The sequence below is a fragment of the Achromobacter spanius genome (genome assembly GCF_002966795.1).
In the GTDB taxonomy this organism is placed as follows: domain Bacteria; phylum Pseudomonadota; class Gammaproteobacteria; order Burkholderiales; family Burkholderiaceae_B; genus Achromobacter; species Achromobacter spanius_D.
On the sequence record NZ_CP023270.1, the window covers coordinates 4,251,761 to 4,268,910 of the forward strand.

At 65.1% G+C, this 17,150-nt stretch carries 14 protein-coding genes; 11 read left to right on the forward strand and 3 right to left on the reverse strand.

Going from position 1 to position 17,150, the window contains the following annotated elements:
• Positions 1-226: 226 nt before the first annotated feature.
• From CLM73_RS19170 to CLM73_RS19210, 9 genes are all read left to right on the forward strand, one after another.
• Positions 227-2,482 carry a NosR/NirI family protein gene (locus CLM73_RS19170; RefSeq protein ID WP_105239783.1) on the forward strand — a complete coding sequence of 752 codons (2,256 nt, stop codon included), beginning with the start codon at positions 227-229 and terminating at the stop codon, positions 2,480-2,482.
• A gap of 53 nt (positions 2,483-2,535) precedes the next feature.
• On the forward strand, positions 2,536-4,452 hold the full coding sequence (gene nosZ, locus CLM73_RS19175) for a TAT-dependent nitrous-oxide reductase (RefSeq protein WP_056563537.1): 1,917 nt from the start codon (positions 2,536-2,538) through the stop codon (positions 4,450-4,452).
• A 6-nt stretch (positions 4,453-4,458) separates the two neighbouring features.
• Positions 4,459-5,868, forward strand: coding sequence for a nitrous oxide reductase family maturation protein NosD (locus CLM73_RS19180; protein ID WP_234015675.1), 1,410 nt, complete (start codon positions 4,459-4,461; stop codon positions 5,866-5,868).
• A complete protein-coding gene (locus CLM73_RS19185; RefSeq protein WP_105239784.1) occupies positions 5,865-6,770 on the forward strand; it encodes an ABC transporter ATP-binding protein in 906 nt (301 codons plus the stop codon). The genes CLM73_RS19180 and CLM73_RS19185 overlap by 4 nt, the downstream gene beginning before the upstream one ends.
• Complete coding sequence (locus CLM73_RS19190) at positions 6,767-7,597, forward strand: ABC transporter permease (protein WP_105239785.1); 831 nt, start codon at positions 6,767-6,769, stop codon at positions 7,595-7,597. Before CLM73_RS19185 ends, CLM73_RS19190 begins: the two co-directional genes overlap by 4 nt.
• The gene (locus tag CLM73_RS19195; protein ID WP_105239786.1) at positions 7,594-8,103 is read left to right on the forward strand and encodes a nitrous oxide reductase accessory protein NosL; all 510 of its coding nucleotides are present in this window, start codon (positions 7,594-7,596) and stop codon (positions 8,101-8,103) included. The genes CLM73_RS19190 and CLM73_RS19195 overlap by 4 nt, the downstream gene beginning before the upstream one ends.
• A 104-nt stretch (positions 8,104-8,207) precedes the next feature.
• Positions 8,208-9,206, forward strand: a complete 999-nt coding sequence (locus CLM73_RS19200) for an FAD:protein FMN transferase (protein ID WP_105239787.1) — start codon at positions 8,208-8,210, stop codon at positions 9,204-9,206.
• 232 nt (positions 9,207-9,438) lie between these two features.
• The gene (locus CLM73_RS19205) at positions 9,439-10,056 is read left to right on the forward strand and encodes a glutathione S-transferase family protein (protein WP_105239788.1); all 618 of its coding nucleotides are present in this window, start codon (positions 9,439-9,441) and stop codon (positions 10,054-10,056) included.
• A 57-nt stretch (positions 10,057-10,113) separates the two neighbouring features.
• The gene (locus CLM73_RS19210; RefSeq protein WP_105239789.1) at positions 10,114-12,183 is read left to right on the forward strand and encodes a pyridoxamine 5'-phosphate oxidase family protein; all 2,070 of its coding nucleotides are present in this window, start codon (positions 10,114-10,116) and stop codon (positions 12,181-12,183) included.
• Positions 12,184-12,289: 106 nt separating this feature from the next.
• Here the strand turns inward: CLM73_RS19210 and CLM73_RS19215 are convergent, their stop codons facing one another.
• Positions 12,290-13,075 (reverse strand): inositol monophosphatase family protein, encoded by a 786-nt coding sequence (locus CLM73_RS19215; protein ID WP_105239790.1) that lies wholly within the window; start codon positions 13,073-13,075, stop codon positions 12,290-12,292.
• A gap of 129 nt (positions 13,076-13,204) precedes the next feature.
• On the opposite strand from CLM73_RS19215, the gene CLM73_RS19220 reads away from it, so the two are divergent.
• The gene (locus CLM73_RS19220) at positions 13,205-13,981 is read left to right on the forward strand and encodes an RNA methyltransferase (RefSeq protein ID WP_105239791.1); all 777 of its coding nucleotides are present in this window, start codon (positions 13,205-13,207) and stop codon (positions 13,979-13,981) included.
• 121 nt (positions 13,982-14,102) lie between these two features.
• On the opposite strand, the gene CLM73_RS19225 is transcribed toward CLM73_RS19220, so the two are convergent.
• On the reverse strand, positions 14,103-15,092 hold the full coding sequence (locus tag CLM73_RS19225) for a Bug family tripartite tricarboxylate transporter substrate binding protein (protein ID WP_105239792.1): 990 nt from the start codon (positions 15,090-15,092) through the stop codon (positions 14,103-14,105).
• A gap of 161 nt (positions 15,093-15,253) precedes the next feature.
• On the opposite strand from CLM73_RS19225, the gene CLM73_RS19230 reads away from it, so the two are divergent.
• Positions 15,254-16,015, forward strand: a complete 762-nt coding sequence (locus CLM73_RS19230) for an IclR family transcriptional regulator (RefSeq protein WP_105239793.1) — start codon at positions 15,254-15,256, stop codon at positions 16,013-16,015.
• Positions 16,016-16,135: 120 nt separating this feature from the next.
• Here the strand turns inward: CLM73_RS19230 and CLM73_RS19235 are convergent, their stop codons facing one another.
• Positions 16,136-16,972, reverse strand: coding sequence for a mechanosensitive ion channel family protein (locus CLM73_RS19235; protein ID WP_105239794.1), 837 nt, complete (start codon positions 16,970-16,972; stop codon positions 16,136-16,138).
• Positions 16,973-17,150: the final 178 nt, after the last annotated feature.

Genomic DNA, 17,150 nt, shown 5'->3' on the forward strand with positions numbered 1-17,150 from the left:
CATATGCAGACGCCGTTGCCGCCGCGGATCAGTGTAGGACTGCCTTCTTATCGTCCGATTGACATCCATCAACACCACACGCGGATACCCCTCAAATCTAAGGAACTTCCCCTACATTTCGTAGGGCTATTAGGACTTCGACTCTGTCAGATTGACAAACCGCAATCCACCCTCGGGTGCATGTTCGTAGGATGCCCGTAAGCAAACACGACGAACAGAGTTCAGCATGCGCGGCAGTACCGCAGTACACCTTCGGGTCACAAAATACGTTCAAGCCGCGTTCATTGCTTTATGGCTTTCCTGTCTGTTCCTGGCGCAAGCGGCGCAGGCGCAACGCCTGCCTGAATTCCTGGCCAGCACGCCCATCACGGATGTATTCCCCGGCGCCGACCGCACCGGTGCTGTCGAAGGCAAACCCGCGATCGCCCGCGTGTTTGCGGGCGACAAGCCGCTTGGCCTTGTCTATCTCACTACCGACGTGGTCAACACCCGCGGTTATTCCAGCAAGCCGATCGACGTGCTGGTGGGGCTTTCCGACAGCGGCCGCATCATGGGCGCAAAGCTGGTCGAGCACCACGAGCCCATCGTGCTGATCGGCATCCCGCAAGCCAAGGTCGATCGTTTCATCCAGGGCTACGTCGGCCTGAATTTCGTCGAGTCCCCGCCCCGTCACGGCGCGCCGCCACCCGTGGACATCGTCAGCGGCGCAACGGTCACGCTGATGGTGATCGGCGACACGATCACGCGGTCCGCCATTGCAGTGGCGCGCGCGCACGGCATCGACAAGTCCGGCGCGCCGCGCCAGGCGGCGCAGCCGGCGGCCACGCGCGTCCTCGACGAAGACAAGGACACGGTGCAGACCTGGCAGGAACTGCTTGACGCGGGCGCCGTGAAGAACCTGCGCCTGACGCCCGACGACGTCAACCAGGCGTTCCTGCGGTCCGGCCGCAAGGACGCAGCCGAGCACGGCGAAGGCGGCCCCGACGACACCTTCATCGATCTGTATGCCGCGCTGGTCAGCGCGCCATCCATCGGCCGCAGCCTGCTGGGCGACATCGGCTGGCAGCGTCTGAAGGAACGCCTGAAGCCCGGCCAGCAAGCCGTGCTGGTCGCGGGCAATGGGCTCTATTCGTTCAAGGGGTCCGGTTACGTGCGGGGCGGAATCTTCGATCGCATCGAGGTCATCCAGGACGAAAGCGCCTTCCGGTTCCGCGACCGCAACCACCAGCGGCTGGCCGACGTCAACGCCAAGGGCGCGCCGGCGCTGCGCGAAGTCGCCCTCTTTGTCGTGCCCGAGGACGCCTCGCTCGACCCGGTCAAACCGTGGCGCCTGCAACTGATGGTGCAGCGCGTGCTCAGCGTGTCGGACAAGGCGTTCGTCACGTTCGATCTGCCGTATGACCTGCCCACGGCCTACACCCGCGCCGTCGCGCCGCCGCCGGCGCCCGCCGCCAGTCAATCCGCCGCAGCGCCGGCCCCCTCACCCGACGCCGAATCCGCGCCGCCCGCGCTGTGGAAGCAGATCTGGCAGGGCAAGGCCGGCCAGATCGCCATCCTGACCGTCGCGCTGACGGTGCTCGTCGGCATCTTCTTCTTCCAGGATCAGCTCACCTCGCGCCCGCTGCTGCATGACCGCCTGCGTCTGGCGTTCCTGGCCTTCGCGCTGTTCTGGATCGGCTGGTACGGGCAGGCGCAGTTGTCCATCGTGAACGTGCTGACGTTCTTCTCGGCCCTGCGCACCGACTTCCGCTGGGAATACTTCCTGATGGATCCGCTGGTGTTCATCCTGTGGTGCGCCACCGCCATCTCCATGGTTTTCTGGAACCGCGGCGCGTTCTGCGGCTGGCTGTGTCCGTTCGGCGCGCTCCAGGAGCTGACCAACCGCATCGCCCGGCGGCTTGGCGTGCGCCAGCTCAAGATCCGCCACGGCGTGGCGCAGCGGCTGTCCACGTTCAAGTACGTGATCTTCCTGCTGCTCTTCGGCTTCTCGCTGTACGACTTGGCGGTTGCCGAGCAGCTGGCAGAGGTTGAACCCTTCAAGACCGCGATCATCCTGCACTTCGTGCGCCACTGGCCCTTCGTGCTGTTCGCCGTGGCGCTGCTGGCCGCGGGCCTTTTCATCGAGCGCTTCTTCTGCCGCTACCTGTGCCCGCTGGGCGCCGCGCTGGCCATCCCCGCCCGGCTGCGCATCTTCAATTGGCTCAAGCGCTACCGCGACTGCGGCAATCCCTGTCAGCGCTGCAACATCGAATGCCCCGTTCAGGCGATCGACCCCTCCGGCGAAATCAACCCGAACGAGTGCATCCAGTGCCTGCACTGCCAAATGCTTTACCACCACAAACAGAAGTGCCCTCACCTGATCCAGAAGCAGGCAAAGCGTGAGCGGCGCCCGGCTCCGCCCCCTGAGCCAACGGTGCAGGAAGTCGTTCTGCACCGCATGCCGACCCCCAACTCGGCGAATCGCCCCAACCGGGAATCGTGAAACACGGTTTTCGCACCGCGGCGCACTGCGCCGTCCCTACCTAGGAGTTATCCATGTCCGACAAGACCCCCGAAAAAGCCGGCCTAACACGCCGCAGCTTCCTGGGCACCGCAGCCATCACCGGCGCGGCCGGCCTCGTTGCAGGGGCGCAGATGTCCACCGCGCACGGCAAAGAGGGCAAGTCCGGCAACGGCGCCGTGCTCGGGCATGTCGCGCCGGGCGAGCTCGACGAATACTACGCGTTCAACTCCAGCGGCCAGTCGGGTGAAGTCCGCGTGCTGGGCCTGCCGTCCATGCGCGAACTCGTGCGCATTCCCGTCTTCAACCATTGCAGCGCCACCGGCTGGGGCCGCACCAACGAAAGCCGCAAGGTCCTGACCGACGGCCTCACGCCTGAAACCCGCGAGTACCTGAAGGACAAGGGCGGCGTGTTCCCCAACGGCGACGCCCACCACCCCCACCTGTCGTTCACCGACCAGACCTACGACGGTCGCTATCTCTTCATCAACGACAAGGCCAACAACCGCGTGGCCCGCATCCGCCTGGACGTGATGAAGACCGACAAGATCGTCGAACTGCCCAACGTGTCGGGTGTGCACGGCCTGCGTCCGCAGCGCTATCCGCGCACCGGCTACGTGTTTGCCAACGGCGAGCACATCATCCCGCTGCCCAACGACGGCAAGGTGCTGGACGATCCCAAGAAGAACTTCTTCTCGGTCTACTCGGCCATTGATGGCGACACCATGAAGGTGGCGTGGCAGGTGCTGGTCGACGGCAACCTGGACAACGGCGACGCCGACTACCAGGGCAAGTATTCGTTCGCCACCTGCTATAACTCGGAGAAAGGCGTCACCGTCGAGGAAATGTCCGCCAACGAGCAGGACTGGGTGGTGGTCTTCGACCTCAAGCGTATCGAGAAGGCGGTCAAGGACGGCGACTTCAAGACGATGGGCGGCGTGCCGGTCGTCGACGGCCGCCACGGCTCCAAGTACACGCGCTACATCCCGGTCCCCAACTCGCCCCACGGCTGCAACGCCGCGCCCGACGGCATCCACCTCATGCTGAACGGCAAGCTCTCGCCCACCGTCACCGTGATCGACGTGCGCAAGCTGGACGACCTGTTCGCCGACAAGATCAAGCCGCGCGACTGCGTCGTGGCCGAACCGCAGTTGGGCCTGGGCCCGCTGCACACCGCGTTCGACGGCCGCGGCAACGCCTACACCACGCTGTTCATCGACAGCCAGATGGTCAAGTGGAACATCGACAAGGCCAAGCGCGCCTACAAGGGCGAAAAGGTCGACCCGATCCTCCAGAAGCTGGACGTGCACTACCAGCCGGGCCACAACCACTCCACCATGGGCGAAACCAAGGAAGCCGACGGCAAGTGGCTGGTGTCGCTGAACAAGTTCTCGAAGGACCGCTTCCTGAACGTGGGTCCGCTCAAGCCCGAAAACGACCAGCTCATCGACATCTCCGGCGACGAGATGAAGCTTGTTCATGACGGCCCCAGCTTCGCCGAGCCGCACGACATGTGCCTGGTGCACCGTTCCAAGATCAATCCGATCAGCGTCTGGAAGCGCGACGACCCCATGTGGGAAGACGCCCGTCAGATCGCCAAGAAGGACGGCGTGTCGCTGGAAGACGCCGCCAAGGTCGTGCGCGACGGCAACAAGGTCCGCGTGTACATGATGGCGGTGGCGCCGATGTTCAGCTTGAAGCAGTTCGAGGTGAACCAGGGCGACGAGGTCACCGTGTTCGTGACCAACATGGAAGTGATCGAAGACCTGACGCACGGCTTCACGCTGGAAGGCCACGGCATCGCCATGGAAATCGGACCTCAGGCCACGTCGTCCATCACCTTCAAGGCGGATCGCCCCGGCATCTACTGGTACTACTGCCAGTGGTTCTGCCACGCACTGCACATGGAAATGTCCGGTCAGATGATCGTGCACCCCAAGAAGTCTGCGTAACGATCCATGGCTGCCATCGCAACCTTGCGAAACGCGGTGTGGGCCGCGGCCGGCTTCGTGCTGGCCGGCTTCGGTCCGGCCCTGCACGGGGCCGCCGCGGCCGCCACCCTGGAGGTCGCGGCGGGCGCCGAACTGGCACAAGCCGTCGCCGCGGCGCAGCCCGGCGACACGCTGCGCCTGGCGCCCGGCACCTACGCCGGCGCCGTGATCATCGACAAGCCGCTCACGCTGGAGGGACCCAAGGACCGTTCCGCCGTCATCGCCGGCACGCGCCAGGGGCGCACGCTGTGGATCAAGGCCACGGACGTGTCGCTGCGCAACCTGACCGTCACCCGCTCGGGGCTGGACCTGCCCGCCATGGACGCGGGCATCTTCCTGGACCGCACCGCGCATCGCGCCGTGGTGGAACACAACGACATCCTGGACAACCTGTTCGGCGTTTACGTATGGGGGCCACAGGACGCGCTGGTGCGCGGCAACCGCATCGTGGGCAACAAAGAACTGCGCGTGGCCGAGCGCGGCAACGGGGTGTCGCTATGGAACACGCCCGGCAGCGCGGTGGTGGACAACGACATTTCAGCCGGCCGAGACGGCGTCTTTGTAAACACCAGCAAGCAGAACCGGTTCACCGGCAACCGCTTCCATGACCTGCGTTACGGCGTGCACTACATGTACACGAACGACAGCGAGATCAGCGGCAACGTGTCCACCAGCAACGACATCGGCTTTGCCATCATGTATTCGCACCGCCTGGTCGTCACCGGCAACGTGGCGGTGAACAACGTGGAACAGGGGCTGATGATGAACTACGCCAACGACTCCAACATCTCCGGCAATACCGTCGATGGCGCCGGCAAGTGCGTGTTCATCTACAACGCCAACAAGAACCGCTTTGCGGACAACCATTTTTCCAATTGCGACATCGGCATCCACTTTACCGCGGGTTCCGAGGGCAACCGGATCTCGGGCAACGCCTTCATCAACAACCGCAACCAGGTCAAGTACGTGGGCACGCGGGTGATGGAATGGTCGGATAACGGACGCGGCAACTACTGGAGCGACAACACGGCCTTCGACCTGGATGGCGACGGCATCGCCGATACGGCCTACCGGCCGAACGACGTGGTGGACCAGTTGCTGTGGCGTGCCCCCGCCGCGCGCATCCTGCTCAACAGTCCGGCCATCTCGGTGGTGCGCTGGGCGCAATCACAGTTCCCCGCGATCCTGCCCGGCGGCGTGATCGACAGCGCGCCGCTGATGAAGCCCGTCCGGGAACCGCGCGCTTACAACGGCGCCATCGCTGGCGCAAAACTCGACGCGAATCTCGGCGCGAATTTTGCCGAGAATCCTGCCGCAAACACCGGCGCAAAAACCGGCGCAAGAACAAGCGCGAAGCGCGCCGAGGACAATCAATGAGCAACCCACTGGTGACGCTTGCAGGCGTCAGCAAACACTACGGCGCCCACCGGGCCATCAGCGTCCTGAACCTGGACCTGCGCGAAGGCGAATGCGTGGCGCTGGCCGGGCACAACGGCGCCGGCAAGAGCACCCTCATAAAGCTGATCCTGGGACTTATCCGACCCACGCACGGGCGCGTCACGCTGTTCGGCCAGGACGCGCACAGCCCGGCCGCCGCACGCCTGCGCGATCGGATCGGCTACCTGCCCGAAACGGTGGCGCTGCATCCCGCGATGACGGGCGCCGAGACCCTCGCCTTCTATGCGCGCCTGAAGCGCCAGCCGCTGGCGCGCAATGCAGAACTGCTCGAGAAAGTAGGAATCTCCGGCGCGGCGCATCGCCGCGTCGGCGGTTACTCAAAAGGCATGCGCCAACGGCTGGCACTGGCGCAGGCACTGCTGGGCGAGCCCCGCATCCTGCTGTTCGACGAGCCCACCACCGGCCTGGACCCGGCGTCGCGCCTCAAGTTCTACGAGATCGTGCACGAGCTGCGCGCCAGCGGCGCCACCATCCTGCTCAGCACGCACGCCTTGTCGGAACTGGCCGGCCATGCCGACCGCATCGTCGTCATGAAGGCGGGCGTGAAGATCGCCGACGGCGGCATGTCGGCGCTGCGCCGCGACACCGGGCTGCCAATCCGTATCAGCGTAACGCTCGGACCGGACAACGCTTCCGCCCCGCCCTCCTCGGCCTGGCGCCAGGTCGACGCCAACCGCTATGAACGCCTGTGCCACGAATCGGACAAGGTCGAGGCCATCCGCAGCATCGGCGCCATCGGGGCGCCCATCAGCGACCTGGACATCCAGGTTCCCGGGCTGGACGACATCTACGCCCATCTGCTTGAACGGGAAGACGCATGAACGCCGTAAGCACAATCATCGGCAAGGAAATCCGCGACGGCCTGCGCAATCGCTGGGTCCTTGCCACATCGATTCTCCTGGCCGCGCTGGCGCTGGCGCTGGGCCTCTTGGGCAGCGCCCCCACCGGCGCGGTCAAGGTCGATCCCCTGACCGTCACGGTGGTCAGCCTGTCCAGCCTGTCCATCTTCCTGGTGCCGCTCATCGCGATGCTGCTGGCCTATGACGCCATCGTCGGCGAGGTCGACCGCGGCACCATGGCTCTGCTGCTCAGCTACCCGGTGTCGCGCTGGCAGGTCATCTTGGGCAAATTCATCGGCCACCTGGTCATCCTGGCCATCGCGACCGGCGCGGGCTATGGGTCGGCCGGACTGGCGCTGCAATGGGTCTATGGCGGCATGGACGCCGGCGCCTGGCGGCCATTCGCCATGCTGATCGGCGCCAGCGTGCTGCTGGGCGCAAGCTTTCTGGCCATGGGCTACCTGGTCAGCACGCTGGTGCGCGAACGCGCCACGGCGGCGGGCATCGCGCTGGGCGTCTGGCTGTTCTTTGTCGTCATCTACGACATGGGCCTCTTGGGTGTGCTGGCCGCGGATCAAGGCCGCCACGTCACGCCGGGCATGCTCAATGCGCTGCTGCTGGCCAATCCGTCCGACGTATACCGGCTGCTGAACCTGACGGGGTTCGAGAACATTTCCATGTACGCGGGCATGGCCGGCGTCAGCGATCAGGCGCACATGCCCGTGCCGCTGCTGGTGGCTGCGCAATTGCTGTGGATCGCCGTGCCGTTTCTGCTGGCCGCCTTCTGCTTCCGGAGGAAACAGCTATGACGCTGCAACGTTGGGCCGCAACGGCGGCCTTCTCGGCCATCATGCTGGCGCTGTCGGCCTGCGGCGGCGACGAACCCGCCGCAGCGCCGCCCGCCCCGCAAGCGGTCTCCGCTGAGGCCGTCGGCCATTACTGCGGCATGATGCTGCAGGACCACGCGGGACCGAAGGGCCAGATATTCGTGAAGGGCCGCGCCGCGCCGGTGTGGTTCTCGTCCATCAAGCAGGTATTCGCCTACACGCTGCTGCCCGAAGAACCCAAGGGCCTGGCCGCCATCTATGTCAACGACATGGCGGCCGCCGGTCCCGATGGCGCGGCGGATCTGAAAGCCTGGGTCGACGCCCGCCAGGCCTTCTACGTCATCAACTCCAGCTTCATCGGCGGCATGGGCGCCGAAGACGCCCTGCCGTTTTCGGATCAGACGCGCGCGCAGGCTTTCGCCCAGACGCACGGCGGGCGCGTTGTGCGCTTTGCCGACGTGCCCGAGGACTACGTGTTCGCCCAATAGCGCGAACGCTCGCCGCCCTGATTGAAATCGCCCTTGCTCTGTTTGAACCGCCTTCCCTGTTTGATTCGCCCTTGCTTTCTGCGCCTTACCTGGTTGATAACGCCATGAACCCTCCCGCCCGCCGCCGCTTCCTTGGCATCGTTGCCGCGTCTTCCGCGCTAGCCCTCGCTCCCGGTTTCCTGCGCCGCGCGCAGGCGGCCATCGCGCCGACACGCTGGCAAGGCGTGGCACTAGGCGCGGACGCGGAGCTGCGGCTGTACCATCCCGACCGCCAGGCCGCCGAACAGCTCATCGATCGCGCGTTGCAGGAACTGCGGCGGCTTGAGGGCGTGTTCAGCCTGTATCGCGAAGACAGTGCGCTGTCGGTCCTGAACCGCCAGGGGTATCTGGCCGATCCGCCTTCCGACCTGGTCCGGCTGCTCAGCGAGAGCCGGCACTACGCGGAATTGACCGGCGGCCTCTTTGATCCGTCCGTGCAGCCGCTGTGGCGCGTGTATGCCGACCACTTCGCGCAAACCGACGCTTCTCCCGACGGCCCCGCGCAGAACGATATCTCTCGGGCGCTGCAGTGCGTCTCGTACCGAAGCATCCAGGTCGACACGCAGCGCATCCGCCTGCAGCCGGGCATGGCGCTGACGCTGAACGGCATCGCGCAGGGCTACATCACCGACCGCGTGACGGACCTGTTTCGCAACGCCGGTCTGGAGCGCGCGTTGGTCGACATGGGCGAGATACGCGGACTGGATGCGTCGGCCGACGCAACCGGGTGGCGCGTCGGGCTGGCCGATCCGCTGTCGCCCGATCAGATCCTGGCGCAGGTGCCGATCAGCAATCAGGCGCTTGCCACCTCGGGCGGCTACGGCACGCCGCTGGATGCCGCGGGACGGTATTCGCATCTATTCGATCCGCTCACCGGACGGGCAAGGCCGCTGTACCGCAGCGTGTCCGTCATGGCGTCCACGGCCACGGCTGCCGATGCGCTGTCCACGGCGTTTTCGAACATGCCGCTGGAACGTACCGCGGCGCTGGTGCGCAGCCTGGGCGTGCGGGCGTGGATGGTGCTGCCCGATGGCCGGTTGATTGCGCAGTCCGCCGAGACCTGATCGCGCCGCGGGCGCTGCTTGATGGTCTGAAGGGGGCTGAAGGGGCTGCGCGGAATCGGTGCCTGCGCGAGTGACCGAAAAACAAATTCCCCCCCTGACCAAACCGATTATTTCTCCCAGCGTAATAAAGAAGTGTGCCCAGAGGTTATTCCTCTAAAAATCGTTCGGTTCCACACTGGCGGCACGGTTCGGGAATTGTCCCGCTCCGAAAAAATTCCCCAGGAGTCGGACCATGAAAATCCACCACCACCCGCTGTCGGGTCATTCTCACCGAGTGGTTCTCTTTGCATCGCTGCTTGGCTTGAACGCCGAGCTGGTCGAAGTCGATCTGAAGTCGGGGGCCCACAAGAAGCCCGACTTTCTCGCCCTTAATCCCTTTGGCCAAGTCCCAGTTCTGGAAGATGACGGCGCTGCCATTGCGGATTCGAATGCCATCCTGGTCTATCTCGCCAAGAAATCCGGCCAACGTGCCTGGCTGCCGGAAGACGCGCGTGGCGCGGCGGCCGTCCAGCGCTGGCTGTCGGTGGCGGCTGGCGAAGTCGCCTACGGGCCGGCGGCGGCCCGGCTGATTACCGTGTTCGGCGCCGGCTTCAACGCCGAAGAAGTCATCGGGCGCGCGCATGCCCTGCTCACCAAGCTGGAAGCCCACTTTGCCGGCCGCGAGTGGTTGGCCGCCGATCATCCGACCATCGCTGACGTCGCCGTCTACAGCTACATCGCCCGCGCCCCCGAGGGCAATGTCGATCTCTCGGCGTACCCCGCGGTCAAGGGTTTTCTCGCCCGTGTCGAGGCCTTGCCGGGCTTTGTGCCGTTCGTCCAGACCCCGGCCGGGCTGACCGCCAACGTGTGACGGCGTCCTGAGCGCAGACGGTTTGCACCGCGGTCCATCCCCCCAGCGAGAAACGAAATGGCCGAGACATCCACCAAGTTGCCCACCTGGCATGAGGGCGAAAGATTCATCCAGGAGAAGATAGGCGTCGCCGAACGAATGGAAGTGGTCGGCCAGCGTGTCGTGCGGGACTACATGCCCGACCAACACCGGGACTTCTACGCGCAACTGCCGTTCATCGTGCTGGGAAGCGTGGACGCCGAGGGCGATGCCTGGGCGACGTTTCTTGAAGGCAGACCGGGCTTCATGTCGTCGCCGACACCCACGACGCTCGATATCGCCGCCCGCCCCGATGCCACGGATCCGGCAGGCCGCGGCATGATTGAGGGCGCCCCGGTCGGCCTGCTGGGCATCGAGATGCACACGCGCCGCCGAAACCGCATGAACGGTGTGGTCTCAACCGGGGTGGATGGCGGTTTCCGGGTCAGCGTCGATCAGAGTTTCGGAAACTGCCCGCGGTACATTCAGCTTCGCGATTTCACCTTCGTCCGCGATCCCGGCGCGCCCGCGTCGGTGCAGGCCGAGGAACTGGCGGCCATCGACCCGGAAACGCGGGCGCTGATCGAAAAATCCGATGCCTTCTTTGTCGCGTCCTACGCCGAGCGCGAAGACCGGCGCCAGGTCGATGTCTCCCATCGCGGCGGCAAGGCCGGGTTCGTCCGGGTGCATCAGGACGGCACGCTGACGATTCCGGACTTCAACGGCAACCTCTTCTTTGCCACGCTCGGCAACATCCTGCTCAACGGCAAGGCGGGACTTCTGTTCGTCGACTTTGAGACGGGCGACATGCTGCAGATGACGGGCGAGGCCGAGGTCATCCTGGACTCTCCCGACATCGCGGCGTTTCAGGGTGCGGAGCGTCTCTGGACATTCCGCGCGCACAGGATCGTGCGCAGACGGGGCGGACTGGCCCTGCGCTGGACGTTTCAGGAGGGCGGCTGGTCCGAGAGCTCGTTGATGACGGGCGATTGGCAGCAAGCCGATGCCCGGTTGCGCGCGGCGGAATTTGCAACCCGTTGGCGGCCCTTGAAAGTACGCAGCGTCGTGCAGGAAAGCGAGTCGATCCGATCGTTTCATTTGGCGCCGGACGACGGCGTGGGGCTGCTGCCGCATCTGGCGGGCCAGCATCTGCCCATACGCGTCAACGTCCCGGGATTGGATAAGCCGGTCATTCGCACGTACACGCTGTCGGTCGCGCCGTCGGATGGCCATTACCGCATCAGCGTCAAGCGGGATGGCCAGGTCTCCCAATACCTGCATGACCACGTGCATGAAGGCGACACCATCGACGTGCGAGCGCCGGCGGGCAGTTTCACGCTGGACGCGCAGACGAATCGCCCCGCGGTGCTGATGGCAGGGGGTGTCGGCATCACGCCCATGCTGGCAATGCTGCGCCATATCGTTTACGAAGGACTGCGTCGGCAACGCATCCGGCCCACCACGCTGTTTTACGCCGCGCGCGCCAAGCGCGAACGCGCGTTTGATGACGAGATTGCCCAGCTGGTTGCCGCCGCAAAAGGCGCAGTCAAGGTCGTTCGCGTGCTCAGCGATATCACCGATGCCCAGGACGGCATTGATTACGAGGCATCGGGCCGTATCGACATGCCACTGCTCAGCCGCTTTCTGGTCTTTGGCGACTACGAGTTCTATCTCTGCGGCCCCCCGTCGTTCACGCAGGCCATCTACGACGGTCTGCGCGGCTACGGCATTGCCGATGAAAGAATCCTGGCCGAGGCGTTCGGGCCGGCTTCGTTGAAGCGCACCAGTACGCCCCGTGCAGATACGCCCGTCCGCTTGCCGCCGGCCACGGCCTCCGTGCCCATCGCGTTCATGAATTCGCTGAAGGAGGCTCGCTGGACCCCGGCGTCCGGCTCGCTTCTTGATCTTGCAGAGACGCGCGGACTGAATCCTGAATTCAGCTGCCGTGAAGGGAATTGCGGGACGTGCCGCACCAAACTGATCAAGGGCGCGGTGACCTACATAAAGGAACCGACCGCCGAAGTCGGTGAAGACGAGGTTCTCATTTGCTGCGCCGTGCCCGCCATGCCGCAAGGCGAAGAGGAGAATCGAATCCAGTTGGCGCTGTGAACCATGGGCTGTATCCGTAGAGCCGCCAGCCCGCGCGGGTGACGGCCTGGCGCATAAAAATAAAAACCGGCCGCCAGGGCCGGTTTTTATTTGCGCGTCGCGCTGATCAGGCCGCCGAGGGCGGGTTCAGCGTCGAGAGCATCTGCGTGAAGATCTTGGGGCTGGCGGCCAGGACATTGCCGCTGTCCATCCAGCCTTGTTCGCCGTCGAAGTCGGCGACCAGACCGCCCGCTTCCAGCACCATCAGGCTGCCGGCAGCCACATCCCAGGGCTTCAAGCCCACGCCGCAGAACCCGTCCAGGCGGCCGGTGGCCACGTAGGCGAGGTCCAGCACGGTCGAGCCCAGGCGGCGCACACCGGTGGCGCCTTCGGCCATCTGGCGGAAACGCTGCGAGCCCTGTTCGGGATCGCCGGCATTGGGCCAGTGCGCGCCCAGTAGCGCGTCGTGGTAGCGGGTGCGGCCCGAGACGCGCACGCGGCGGTCGTTCAGGAACGTGCCGCTGCCACGGCTGGCGGTGAAGAGTTCGTTGCGCGAGGGGTCATAGATGACCGCTTGCGTGACCTGGCCGCGCTGCGTCAGCGCGATCGACACGGCGTAGTTGGGCAGGCCGTGGATGAAGTTCGTGGTGCCGTCCAGCGGATCGATGATCCACTGGAATTCCGCCTGGTCGGGTCCCTGCAGACCGAACTCCTCGCCCAGCACGGCGTGGTCAGGGTAGGCAGCGCGCAGCGTTTCGACGATGGACTCTTCGGCGGCGCGATCGACTTCCGTGACATAATCGCGCGGCCCCTTGCGAGCCACGCTGAGTCGTTCCAAATCCATGCTGGCACGGTTGATAATGGTGCCGGCACGCCGGGCCGCCTTGATGGCGATGTTGAGCATCGGGTGCATAAAATTCCGTACGTATGCGATGAGTTGGCTTGATGATAGGCCGCTTGCCGCCCCCCGGCACGCCGTGTCCCCCACGGGGAAATCGACTCAAAAAACCAGGAAGGCACGAAGCCAAACGTGCCATTTTAAATGACTCAAGCATTTTCACGTGTTCGCTTCGTAATGGTGAACCCCAGCCACCCCGGAAACGTCGGTTCCGCGGCCCGTGCAATCAAGACGATGGGCTTTTCGGAACTGGTCCTGGTGGACCCCAAATTCCCGGATGTAACAAGCCAGCCGGAGGCCGTGGCGCTGGCCAGCGGCGCGCTGGACGTGCTTGAGAACGCCCGCATCTATCCGTCGCTCGAGGAAGCCCTGGCGCCCGTCACGCTGGCTTTTGCGCTGACGGCGCGGGTCCGCGACCTGGGTCCCCCGCCCTGCGACATCCGGCAGGCGGCCGATCTGGCCTGCGCTCACCTGGCGGACACGGCCGAAGGCGTGGCCGCCATCGTGCTGGGCACCGAGCGCGCGGGCCTGACGAACGCGCAGATCGCGCTGTGCCACCGCATCTGCCACATCCCGGCCAATCCCGAGTACAGCTCGCTGAACGTCGCCCAGGCGCTGCAATTGGCCGCCTGGGAGCTGCGTTATGCGCTGCTGGTGGACCAGGGCGCCGAGCTCTTGCCGCGCTCCACCGCCCAGGAACCGTCGCGTGGCGCGGAACCGGCTTCCAGCGAAGCGGTTCAGGCGTTTCTGGCGCACTGGGAGGAAGCGCTGGTCGGCGTGCAGTTCCTGGACCCCGCCCACCCCAAGAAGCTGATGCCCCGCATGCGTCACCTGTACTCCCGCCTGTCGCTCACCCGCGACGAAGTGGACATGATGCGTGGCGTCTGCACGGCGATGCTGAACGCGGCCAAGAAGAAATAGCGGTCGTGGCGCCGACCCGGGATTGAAATTCCCGGATAAAAGCACAAATAAAAAAGGGACGGTCATAGACCGTCCCTTTTTACTAAGCCCACCGCCGGCGTGGCACCGGCAGCGGCGCCGATCAGTCGACCGTCGCGCCCGAGGCCTTGATCACGGGGGCCCAGCCTTCGACTTCCGACTTGATGAACTGGCCGAACTCGGCCGGCGTGGTCTTCACGCCCACGGCGCCCAGCTTTTCAAAGCTGGTCTGCACCGAGGGCTTGTCCAGCGCCTGCTGCATGGCGGCGTTGAGCTTGTTGATGACTTCCGGCGGCGTGCCGGCCGGGGCCAGCAGGCCGAACCACGACGACACGTCGAAGTCCGTGAAGCCCGATTCCTTCATGGTCGGCAGATCCGGCGCGCTCTTGGAGCGGTCGGCGGTGGTCACGGCCAGCGCCTTCAGCTTGCCCGATTGGGCGTGCGGCCAGGCCGACGGCATGTTGTCGAACATGAACTGCACCTGGCCGCCGATCAGGTCGGTCATGGCCGGGGCGCTGCCCTTGTACGGCACGTGCAGGACATCGATGCCCGCCTTCATCTTGAAGAGCTCACCCGCCATGTGGATGGAGGTGCCGCTGCCGGACGAGGCGAAAGCCAGCTTGCCCGGGTTCTTCTTGGCGTAGTCGACCAGTTCCTGCACGGACTTCACCGGCACCTGGGGATTGACCACCAGGATGTTCGGGACCTTGGCGCCCAGGGCGACCGGGGCGAAGTCCTTCGTCAGGTCGAACGAAACGTTCTTGTACAGGGTCTGGTTGATCGCGCTGGTCACTGCGACGAACAGCAGCGTGTAGCCGTCCGGCGTGGCGCGCTGGACTTGATCGGTAGCGATGTTGCTGCCGGCGCCCGGCTTGTTTTCGACCACGAACGATTGACCGAGGGACTCGGTCAGTTCCTTGGCCATGATGCGGGCGATCACGTCGGTGGTGCCGCCGGCCGAGAAACCGACCACGATGCGGACAGGCTTGTCGGGATAGGCGGCGTGGGCGGAACCCATTGCAAATGCGCTTGCGGCGGTGGCCAGAAGGGTGGCGGCAAGGCGCCGCATGCCAGGCTTGTGACCTGTAGTCATAATGTCTCCGTGCAGGTACTGTCCATTAGATGGACGATTCGAATTATTGGATGGACGCATTCTGCGCTATACAGGCGGTGGCCATCAAGGTAGAGTCCACCCTACGGACGATGGTTTTCCCTCGTTCGTTTGTTGATAACCCTTAGTTTTCAGAGATCTGCATGCAAGACAGCGATGCCGCGGCCGCGGGCCCACGCACTCTGCGACGCGGCCTGGCCGTGCTGGCCGCCCTGCGTGACCAGGGTCCGGACGGCCTGAGCGTGACCGATATTGCCCGGTTGACCGGCATACAACGGCCCACCATCTACCGGTTGCTGGCCGCCCTGCTCGACGCGGGCCTGGTGCTGCCGGTCGCGGGCACCAAGAAATACCGCGCGCAACTTGCCGTCGATCCGGACACGCGTTCGCGCGATCCGCGTGTGCGCCAGTTACTGCCCGTGCTGCGCCGCCTGGCGGACCGCACCGGCGACGCCGTGTTCCTAGTGGTGCGCGAGGAAGACGACTCGATCAGCCTGCATCGCGAAATCGGCAGCTATCCCGTGCAGATCCTTGCCACATATGCCGGCAAGCGGCAGCCGCTGGGCGTGGGCTCGGGCGGCATGGCGCTGCTGGCCGCCCTGCCCGACGACATCGCGCGCGGCATCGTCGAACGCAATTCCGGCAGGCTGGACGAGTACGGCGGCATGACGCCCCAGGAAATGTTCCGCCTCATCGAAAACACGCGCGCACGCGGCTATTCGGTGGTCGGCAACCACGCGGTGCGCGGCGCGCTGGGCGTGGGTTGCGCGTTGCTGGACGCGCAGGGTGCGCCCCTGCTGGCCGTCAGCGTCACGGCCATCATCGACCGCATGCCCGCGCAGCGCCAGCGCGAGATCGCGGGCTGGATCAAGACGGAACTGGCCCGGCTTGCCATGCCGGCCTGATCGGCAGGTCGCCGAGCGCTCGATCACGCGATCTCGCCGTCACGCCATCTTGCCGTCAAGTAAAAATGGGCGCCTCCAAAGAGGCGCCCATTTTCATGGCTGACAACACCAAACCCGCAATCAGGAAGCAGCCGCGCCCGTCTTGGGATTCTGGATTTCGCGCAGCGGGATCGGAGCCTGGAAGCCGGCCTCTTCGAGCGAGCGGCGGATTTCCTGGTACAGGCTCCAGCGCAGGTCCCAATACTTGCCCGACTCGGCCCACACGCGCACGTTCACCGTGACGCCGTTTTCCTTGTAGTCGAACACCTTCACCTGCGGCGCCGGGTCCTTCAACGCATCGGGACGCGCGTCCACGATCTGTTGCAGTTTGGCGACCACGGCATCCAGGTCGTCGCCATAACGAACCGGCACGGGGATATCCAGGCGGCGCGTCTTGTTGCGGCTGTAGTTGGTGATCGTGGCGTTCCAGACCGTGCTGTTGGGCAGCGTCATGTGGATGCCGTCACCCTGCACGAGGCGCGTCAGAAACAGGCCCACTTCCTCGACCGTGCCGTCCGCGCCCGAGCTGAGCGCGATGTATTCGCCCGCGCGGATCGGACGCAGGATCAGCAGCATGATGCCGGCCGCGATGTTCTGCAGCGTGCCTTGCAAGGCCAGACCGACGGCAAGACCCGCGGCGCCCAGCACCGCGATCAGACTGGCCGTCTGCACGCCAAAGCGCGCCAGCACCGCGATCACCGTGAAGATGCGCACCGCCCACATCACGGTCGTGGCGAACATGGGCACGATCGTGGGATCGATCTTCGGCGACCGCGTGGCGGCCCGGCGCACCCAGTTGCCCAGCAACGACGACACCCACCAGCCAATGCCGAGAATGAGCAAGGCGACGAGCAGATTGATGCCCATATCCATCAGCCTCGGGGCCCAGACATAGAACTCTTTTACGGCCTCATCCATGGAACCTCCTGCGAAAAAAATCGACGGAAGAATGTATCAGAAGCGGCTTGCACAAAGCGGCGCCACGCCCCACGGGAGTGTCAGGCTTTGTAAAGAGACGCGCCGCGCGCCACCGCGTAAGACTGATTCTGGTGTCTGACACCTGAATCGGTCTGACATGCAGCATAGGTCTTGCCGC

Excerpts from the sequence above, each read along its gene's own strand:
- CLM73_RS19180 (WP_234015675.1), top strand. The coding sequence starts at position 4,459 with ATGGCTGCCATCGCAACCTTGCGAAACGCGGTGTGGGCCGCGGCCGGC.
- CLM73_RS19210 (WP_105239789.1), top strand. The coding sequence starts at position 10,114 with ATGGCCGAGACATCCACCAAGTTGCCCACCTGGCATGAGGGCGAAAGA.
- CLM73_RS19235 (WP_105239794.1), bottom strand. The coding sequence starts at position 16,972 with ATGGATGAGGCCGTAAAAGAGTTCTATGTCTGGGCCCCGAGGCTGATG.
- CLM73_RS19195 (WP_105239786.1), top strand. The coding sequence starts at position 7,594 with ATGACGCTGCAACGTTGGGCCGCAACGGCGGCCTTCTCGGCCATCATG.
- CLM73_RS19170 (WP_105239783.1), top strand. The coding sequence starts at position 227 with ATGCGCGGCAGTACCGCAGTACACCTTCGGGTCACAAAATACGTTCAA.
- CLM73_RS19220 (WP_105239791.1), top strand. The coding sequence starts at position 13,205 with ATGACTCAAGCATTTTCACGTGTTCGCTTCGTAATGGTGAACCCCAGC.
- nosZ (WP_056563537.1), top strand. The coding sequence starts at position 2,536 with ATGTCCGACAAGACCCCCGAAAAAGCCGGCCTAACACGCCGCAGCTTC.
- CLM73_RS19225 (WP_105239792.1), bottom strand. The coding sequence starts at position 15,092 with ATGACTACAGGTCACAAGCCTGGCATGCGGCGCCTTGCCGCCACCCTT.
- CLM73_RS19185 (WP_105239784.1), top strand. The coding sequence starts at position 5,865 with ATGAGCAACCCACTGGTGACGCTTGCAGGCGTCAGCAAACACTACGGC.
- CLM73_RS19215 (WP_105239790.1), bottom strand. The coding sequence starts at position 13,075 with ATGCACCCGATGCTCAACATCGCCATCAAGGCGGCCCGGCGTGCCGGC.
- CLM73_RS19190 (WP_105239785.1), top strand. The coding sequence starts at position 6,767 with ATGAACGCCGTAAGCACAATCATCGGCAAGGAAATCCGCGACGGCCTG.
- CLM73_RS19200 (WP_105239787.1), top strand. The coding sequence starts at position 8,208 with ATGAACCCTCCCGCCCGCCGCCGCTTCCTTGGCATCGTTGCCGCGTCT.
- CLM73_RS19205 (WP_105239788.1), top strand. The coding sequence starts at position 9,439 with ATGAAAATCCACCACCACCCGCTGTCGGGTCATTCTCACCGAGTGGTT.
- CLM73_RS19230 (WP_105239793.1), top strand. The coding sequence starts at position 15,254 with ATGCAAGACAGCGATGCCGCGGCCGCGGGCCCACGCACTCTGCGACGC.